This is a genomic window from Sphingobium sufflavum, assembly GCF_021403115.1.
Taxonomy (GTDB): Bacteria; Pseudomonadota; Alphaproteobacteria; order Sphingomonadales; family Sphingomonadaceae; genus Sphingobium; species Sphingobium sufflavum.
This window is the reverse complement of the sequence record NZ_JAJSSH010000010.1, coordinates 207,659-214,943: the sequence shown is the minus strand read 5'-3', so window position 1 is coordinate 214,943 and position 7,285 is coordinate 207,659. Positions and strand designations below refer to the sequence as shown.

Annotated in this window: 6 protein-coding genes and 1 tRNA gene; 1 reads left to right on the top strand and 6 read right to left on the bottom strand. The window is 64.2% G+C overall.

Translation table 11 applies throughout. From position 1 onward, the window contains the following. The 4 genes from LWE61_RS15525 to LWE61_RS15510 form a co-directional block, all read right to left on the bottom strand. The coding region (locus LWE61_RS15525) for a transposase (protein WP_234151561.1) at positions 1-244 on the bottom strand (244 nt) is incomplete at its 3' end. Positions 245-687: 443 nt separating this feature from the next. Continuing rightward, positions 688-763, bottom strand: a tRNA-Ile gene (locus LWE61_RS15520). Positions 764-819: 56 nt separating this feature from the next. Continuing rightward, the gene (locus LWE61_RS15515) at positions 820-1,857 is read right to left on the bottom strand and encodes a polysaccharide deacetylase family protein (protein ID WP_234151560.1); all 1,038 of its coding nucleotides are present in this window, start codon (positions 1,855-1,857) and stop codon (positions 820-822) included. Positions 1,858-1,916: 59 nt separating this feature from the next. Beyond that, positions 1,917-3,773, bottom strand: coding sequence for a histidine kinase dimerization/phospho-acceptor domain-containing protein (locus LWE61_RS15510; RefSeq protein WP_234151559.1), 1,857 nt, complete (start codon positions 3,771-3,773; stop codon positions 1,917-1,919). Positions 3,774-3,933: 160 nt separating this feature from the next. Here LWE61_RS15510 and LWE61_RS15505 point away from each other — a divergent pair, with 160 nt between their 5' ends. Continuing rightward, positions 3,934-4,416 carry an Lrp/AsnC family transcriptional regulator gene (locus LWE61_RS15505; RefSeq protein ID WP_234151558.1) on the top strand — a complete coding sequence of 161 codons (483 nt, stop codon included), beginning with the start codon at positions 3,934-3,936 and terminating at the stop codon, positions 4,414-4,416. Positions 4,417-4,535: 119 nt separating this feature from the next. Here LWE61_RS15505 and LWE61_RS15500 read toward each other — a convergent pair whose 3' ends face one another. Together LWE61_RS15500 and LWE61_RS15495 are read right to left on the bottom strand one after the other, a co-directional pair. Then, positions 4,536-5,774: a hypothetical protein gene (locus tag LWE61_RS15500; RefSeq protein ID WP_234151557.1), complete on the bottom strand. Its 1,239-nt coding sequence runs from the start codon at positions 5,772-5,774 to the stop codon at positions 4,536-4,538. A gap of 34 nt (positions 5,775-5,808) precedes the next feature. Then, positions 5,809-7,098, bottom strand: coding sequence for a hypothetical protein (locus LWE61_RS15495; RefSeq protein WP_234151556.1), 1,290 nt, complete (start codon positions 7,096-7,098; stop codon positions 5,809-5,811). Positions 7,099-7,285 lie beyond the last annotated feature (187 nt).

The window sequence follows — 7,285 nt, the reverse complement described above, 5'->3', positions numbered from 1 at the left end:
AAAACCATCGGTAGACTGTGCGCCATGGCGGAAAGCTGTCGGGCAGAAGCCGCCAAGGACATCCTGCCCGCAGCAAATAGAAAATAGCCTCGAAAATCTCGCGCATCGGCCAACGCCGTCGCCGTCCACATTGGCACGGAGCGGGCAAATACGGTTCGATCAAATACCATTCCGCGTCGGTAAGATCGCTTCCATAGCGAAGCTCTGCACGGCTATGATACGCGCGGGCGGTCGGGTTCCACATGATGGCTTCCAAGGTTGGTTTCGCAACCCCTCGGAATCATATCGGAACTTGATCGTCTACCGTTACGCCATCGTTCTGACACAGCCTCTGAGGCCGCCGGGACGCCAGTTAGCGGCCATCCAAGGTGCTTGAATGGCCGCTTATTTGGCTTCACTGCTCCGAAGCGGACTGTCGCGAATGTCCCAATGCAAGCCATTGAGCATAGACCAACGCCAGGCCACACATTGGTTTCAATGTTGCCATTAAATCGAGTTTTAGCGGTCCGCATGCGCTTTGCCCCTCCGAGAGACAAATGCCGCTAGGTTGCTGGCTCGAGTGGCCCTATTTCGACCACAGACAGGGCAATAAGCCAATGAAAAAAGAGGATTTTTTAGGCAAGAAGACAATGGTGGCCCAAAATGAGGGAATCGATAAACTATTGTTTTAATTGGATTTTTTTGAAATGGTGGGCCCGGCAGGAATCGAACCCGCAACCTAGCCGTTATGAGCGGCCAGCTCTAACCGTTGAGCTACAGGCCCCAACCATGCCGGGCGAGACGATCAGCGCCTCACCACGACAATCGGTTAGCGGAGGGTCATGCCGCTTGGCAAGAGCGTTCGTCCTTCGTGACGGCTCCCGTCGCCGCCAAAAAGTCACAAAGTCCCATGGGCAAGATCGAACGGCGCGCCAGATGGTCCAGCACCACGTCCCACCAACGATAAAAAACGTCGAGGTCCGCCGCTGTCCGCACATAGCCTGTATGGCCCGGCTCCAGCGTCGGAGAATGGAAGGAAAAGCTCAGGACCGGCACATCCTCCTCGATCAGCGAATCGATGGCTGCGACGCACTCGCGCGCCGATACGCCTTCCGGTGTCAGCGGAACGCGCGTGAACAGGCCCGCACGCGACAATGCGCCGCTTGCCTTGCCCCAACGGCTCGCAAGCCGGTGCAGCCTCTCGCCCGCACGCCCCAGATGGCCGGTGAAAGCGGTGGAGAGCGGCAGTTCGACCAGCCGATGGTCCGGTCCCAGCCGATAGGGACGCAGCGGCAGGCCCGAAAAATCCGGACCATGATGCGCGGAGTAATCGAACCGCGACCGGATCGAACAGTCCAACACGAACCCCGCCTCCAGCAGGCTCTGTGCCGTCGCATCGCCAATGCCATAGCGCCCTGCGCGATAGGCGAGAGGCCGCACGCCCAGCCGCTCCTCCATATAGGTGCATTGGGCGAGCAGCTTTGCCCGTTCCAGATCTGGCGGGAGATTGCCGGCAAAGCTGTTGCGCGGGTTCACCAGTTCCTCATGCGGCGGCGTGACCCAGGGGTGGAGGTGCGCGCCCACATCGGCGCTGCCGTCGGCCAACCATTCGCGCAGCAGCGCGACGGCCGCGTTGTTCTGGACGATGGGATAGTCGACCAGATAGACCGGGCGCACCCCAGCCGCCGCAAAATAGGCCTGCCCCCGTGCCAGCCCGTCCAGTGCCGTGACCTGCGTCGCGTCCCGGTCAAAGGGCGCGTCCCAGTCAAACTCTTCCTCTGTATCGACGAACAGCATGAAGCGGCGACCAAGCGCCTTGTCCCACGCCAGAAACTGGCTGTCTTCGGGCGGGGAGAGCAGGCTGTCGCGGGGTGTCATGCCCCCGTCATAGCGCGTTCGGCTTGCCAATTCCTTGCACGCCCGGCGATGGGATCAGTTCAGGACGAAACTTCCTGATCCACTATCGTTGCCGGGAGGGGCAGGACGAGCGCGAAATGGCCGGGATGAACGGCGAGCAGCCCCTTGTTCGCCTGCGCCAGCCGACGCACGAGGCGCAGGGCGAAGCCCACGCCCAGCACGGGGGCATCCATGTTGACCGCAACATGCTCGAACCCGGAATCGAACAGTTGGGCGTCGGACAGGTCGGCCATGGCCGCCGGGCGGTCGATCTCGATCGACAGTCGGTCCCGCTCCAGGCGGCACCGGGCGCCCAGAGTCTCCGTGCCGACGCAGCCGGTCAGCGCCCGCACGAAATGCACGATCATCCGTTCCGCAATCGTCGGCGCGACATCGACGGAGGGCAACGCCCCTGCCGGATCGAGGAGCAGCCTCTGCCGCCCCTCTTCATCGGGACCAAGCCGTGCTACCGCATCCGCGAGCAGGGCGGCGGCATCCGTGCCACCGGCGTCCGGAACGGCGGCCAGCCGGTCGTCGCGGTTGGCCATGTCGAGGTCGTCCAGAATATCGACCAGATTGCGCACGTCGGACACGATATTGCCCGCCATGGAGCGATATCTGTCGTTGACCGGTCCCAGAAATTGCGCCTCGATCAGCTCGGCAAAGCCCATGACGCCATGCAACGGGGTCCGCAGTTCATGGATGAGCTGGCGGAGCGAGGTTGCATCGCTGGTGACGTCGGCGCCGGTCGAATCTTGCGCGCCGGCAGCTACCTGTGGTGCGGCGATGAAGGGTGCGATGTCGGTGCGGCGGGCGCGGCGGGCGATGCCGCGATAGCCGGTGAAGCGCCCGCTTCGCTGGTCGAACAGCGGATCGCCATCGACAAGCCAGCATCCGGCCAGCAACCCCTGACCGATGGTCAGCCGACCTTCCCGGAAGGCGCCCCGACGACGGAAAGCGCCCAATATCTGGCCGTCCGGTCCGGTATTGCGGTCCAGCGAGGGTGTGGCGAGCCGATAGCCTGCCAGCGTCGCGGTCGGCGCACCGTGCAGGGTGCGGATGACACCGTCGGCATCGGTCAGGAAGGTGACGCTGCCGATGGCTTGTGTGGCCTCCGCGCTCCTGTCTTCCCCCCGCTCCTCGCCCCCGGCGAAGCGTCCGTGATCGGCCCGCGATGCTGCGGTGGCGACCGTGAGAGGATGCGGGTGGCCCCGCTCCTGCCGCTCGCTGGTGAAGCGTTCGATGCGATCGACGATGCGGCGGATCTGGCTTTGCTCGCCCATCGGCGGGAGGGTCGGGGCAGGCACCGACGGGGCGACGGGTGCAGGCCGGGCGGGTAGCTCAAATACCTCGGCCAGTTCCGCCATGGCGACAGGATCCGCTACATCGGTCGGTCCTGCCAAATCCGCCAGTTCGAGCACATCCGTCGCGCTCTCGTCCGCGTTCAGGCTGAGGTCGATCAGCGTCATGTCGGTCAGGCCAAAGGCATCGAGCGCCCGCCGCGCCTCAGCGCCCAGATCGCTACGTCGGCGCAGGATGCTGCGCGCCAGCGGCCCGGCTTCCGCGATGATCGACGGCCATTCGACATCCGCCAGTCGCGCCTTGCCCATCGCCGCCACCTGGACCGGCGCGTCGTCGGCCAGCAACAACCGGACAAGCCGGGGCGAGGTCAGCCTGTTGCCCAGTTCGCGCAGGGCAGCCAGCTTCTGCTCCCGCTCCACCTGCCCGCTGATCGAGCGCAGGGTCGTGGCGACAGGATCGAGGTCCGCCGCATCCCGACCGCTGCCCGGATCATATTGGGCCAGCAGGTCAACACATTGCCGCCACAGGATCGCGTTGGCCCATTGGCCTTCGCCGCGACCGGACAATATGGTCGGAATGAGATCGTTGAACCGCACGCATCGTCCTGAAAAAACACAGTCTATGAACCCGTCTTTAAGCAGGCATAATGGCGGGCGACCAGCCGCAAATTTCGGGACGTTGCATTGTGGGACAATTGAATGTCGCGAAATCATATTATAGGGACGACCCCTATATTTGGCAGGAAATTACACGACCATGAGCAGCCACGCCCTCGATGCGATCGACATGCAGCTTTTGGGGGCGTTGCAGCGTGACGGGCGCATGACCAATGTCGATCTTGCCCGCCATGTCGGCCTGACCGCCCCGCCCTGCCTGCGCCGAGTAAAGGCGCTGGAGGACCGCGGTATCATCCGCGCCTATCATGCGGAGATCGACCCGGCGGCGCTGGGCTATACCATCACCGTGTTCGCGATGGTCAGCCTACGCAGCCAGGCGGAAGCCGACCTGCGGGCGTTCGAAGACCATATCGCCACCCTGCCAGAGGTACGCGAATGCCATATGCTGAACGGCGAGATCGACTTCATCCTGAAGGTGGTGGCGCGCGACCTGCAAAGCTTTCAGCAGTTCCTCACCTCTCAACTCACCCCCGCGCCCAATGTCGCGAGCGTCAAGACATCGCTGACCATCCGCACGTCAAAGGCGCAGGTCGGCGTGCCCGTGGCAGGCAGCGAAGGTTAGGAAGCTACGCAGCCGCCCTGCCCCCTGCTCTCACCCTTTCACACAATAAAATGCCCGGCCAGACAGCGCCTGGCCGGGCATCTTCACAATAAATCGGGCATCACAGCCAGCGCAGACCTTCAGGCCGGATTGCGGACCAGCTTGCGATCGACCCACACGGTCCAGAAGCCCGCGACCGGTGCCCATGCACCGTCCTTCACCGTGGCCAACATCGCCTTGCCACCCTCCAGATCGCCGGACCGGGCCAGCGCGACGCCGAGCCGGGTCGTGGCGCGGTCGGCGTCGATGCCGCCCTTGGCCAAGGCCGCCCGATAGAGTTCCACTGCTGCCGGATAGGATGCCGCCGCGAACTGCGCATCGGCGGCGGCCAGCGCGGCTGTGCCCGTCGTGGTGGTCTTCGCCTTCGCGGTCAGCGCCGGTATCTCCGCCAGTGCCTTGGCGGCCTTGGGGCGCAGCGCGATCAACTCCTTCTGGAGCGCCGCGTCGATGGAATCGAGGCTCCCCGCCTTCAACCCAGTATCGAGCGCCGCCTTGCCTTCCGCCGCAGACCCCTTCTGGAGCGCGACGGAGGAATAGGCGAGCCAGTCCCGTTCGCTGGCCAGCGCATCGGTCGCCGCCATCAGGCGGTAGAGGTCGACGCTCTGGTCGGGCGCAGTGCCCGCTCCCGCGACATAGTTGATGATGCCGCTGCGCCAGTTGGGCGCGCTGGGATAGGCCGCTAGCTTCGCCTGCGTCCAGCGGGCGACCAGATCGAACCGCTTCGCCCGATAGGCAAGCGAAATGGACCGATCATACCAGCTTGCCGCAACCGGCTTGCCCGCCTTGGCTTGCAGGGCAAAGGCCTCGTCCAGCGCGGTCGTGCCGCCATTGGCGTCGTTGCGCAGGAATTTGGCATCGGCCAGCGCGATCTGGCTTTCAGTCGTGGCATAGCCCTGACCATTGGCATAATCGATCTGGGCGATGGCGTCCTTGCGGTCGCCCAGCATCGCCGAGAGGGTGCCCGCGATGGCGCGCAGGCGCGGGGCCTCCGCAGCCGTCGCCTGCCCTGAATCGAGGATGGTGGTCAGCGCCAGCCGCTGCGAGCGATAGTCGGCCCGCGCCACCGCCGCCTGCAACATCAACTGGCCCGCCGTATATTTCTCGAACGGCTGGTCGGCGGCGCTGACAAGGGCCTGCGCCCGTGACTGGGCGCCGTTGGTGTCGCCCTGTTGCAGGCTGGACTGGATGCCTTCCACGCTGGCGCGGAAGGCATCGTCCATCATATAGGGTGCGGCCAGCACCGGACCGGAAAGACCGGTCATGACCGTTGCGGCCATGACCAAAGCCTTTACGCCCAGCCGTCGATGGCTGTCCTGCATCCTCATTCCCTCTTCCTGTCCTGTCACGATGGGGTCATGCCGCCTTCGAGCTGAGCCACACCGACCATAGGTCGGCAATATCCTTGCGGATGCCCGGCGTCGTCACCGTGGCAAATGCTGCCTTGGCGCCCGCGACATCGCCCGACTTGAGCAGCGCGATGCCGAGACGGGTGTTCACCTCGTTCGCGTCGACGCCGCCCTTCTGGAGGGCCAGCCGATAGAGGGTGATGGCCTTGGCATAATTGCCATAGCCATAATAGGCGCTGGCCGTGGACGAGGCGAGGCGGCCATTGGCGGCCTTGGCGGCGGAAGCCTCCGACGCGGGCAGCGACGCCTTGTCGCTGGCGATGCCGTTCGACGCGACCTGATAGACGTCGGCCAACTGGCTCGCGCCCAGATTGCCCGATGCACGACCGCCCTCGATCACCGACTTGGCTTCGCCGAACAGGCCGCCCTTCATCGCGGCGTCGACATATTCGCCATAGCTATAGGCCTCCTTGAGCGCGCCAGTCGCCTGCATGAGGCGCAGCAGGTCGAGGTTCTCGTCCCGCGTCATCGTCTTGTGCCCATCCTGATAGGTGCGCAGCGCGATCCGCCAGTTCTCCGGCTTGGGATCGGTCTTGAGCGCCTGGCTGGACCAGAAGGCCGCGTCGGGCGCGGACGCCAGCGCGGACATCTGGAAACCGCGCGTATACCATCCACCCTCGACCGGCTGACCGGCTGCGGCCTGCACCTCGATCGCCTTCTTCAGAGCACCGAGACCCTGGATGGCGAGTTGCTTGCCCGCCGGGTTCAACTGGTTGCCAGCGACATTCTGGTACGCCTTGCCGAAATAGGTCTCCGCCAGCATCACATGCGCGGACGAACCGGGATAACCGGCGGTGATCGAGTCGTTGAAATATTTGACCGCAGGATCATAATCCTTGGCCTTGAGCGCGAACTGCCCGGCAAAGAAGCTGAACTTGGCGACATCGGCCTGACCGGCCTTGCCGCTCGCCAGCATCTGCTCGATGCCCTTGCGCTGCGTCGCCTCATTCTGCTGGCCAAGGCCCAGGTTCAGCCAGAGCGAACCGGTAAGATATTTGTCGTCGGGCGTGGTCGCGGCCGCTTCCGCAGCGGTAATCTGCGTCTGGGCGGTGGCGAAATCCTTTGCCTTCAGCGCCTTGTCCGCCTCGACATAGACTTTCACGAAGGCCGGGCTAGGCTTGAGCGACGGCGCGGCGGCCTGCTCTTCCTTCTTTGCGGCATTGGCAGGGGCGGCCAGCAGGACCGCGCCACCGAGCGGCACCATCAGCCCAAGGGCCAGGGCAGACTTCAAACGCATCAGGCATCTCCAATCAATTGCATCACTTATCAGCGTGCCGCGATGGTAACGGACCTAGGGAAGGCCGCGTGAACGGCGTTTGAACGCGGCTATAATGGTCATGTTCCCCAATGTCATGGGGGACATGACACCGCGCCCCGCAGAGCATGCACTTAAGGGGTACATGCACCGCTGACGCTTTTGGCTA

Coding starts and splice junctions, on each gene's coding strand:
- LWE61_RS15515 (WP_234151560.1), bottom strand. CDS start 1,857: ATGACACCCCGCGACAGCCTGCTCTCCCCGCCCGAAGACAGCCAGTTT.
- LWE61_RS15505 (WP_234151558.1), top strand. CDS start 3,934: ATGAGCAGCCACGCCCTCGATGCGATCGACATGCAGCTTTTGGGGGCG.
- LWE61_RS15500 (WP_234151557.1), bottom strand. CDS start 5,774: ATGCAGGACAGCCATCGACGGCTGGGCGTAAAGGCTTTGGTCATGGCC.
- LWE61_RS15495 (WP_234151556.1), bottom strand. CDS start 7,098: ATGCGTTTGAAGTCTGCCCTGGCCCTTGGGCTGATGGTGCCGCTCGGT.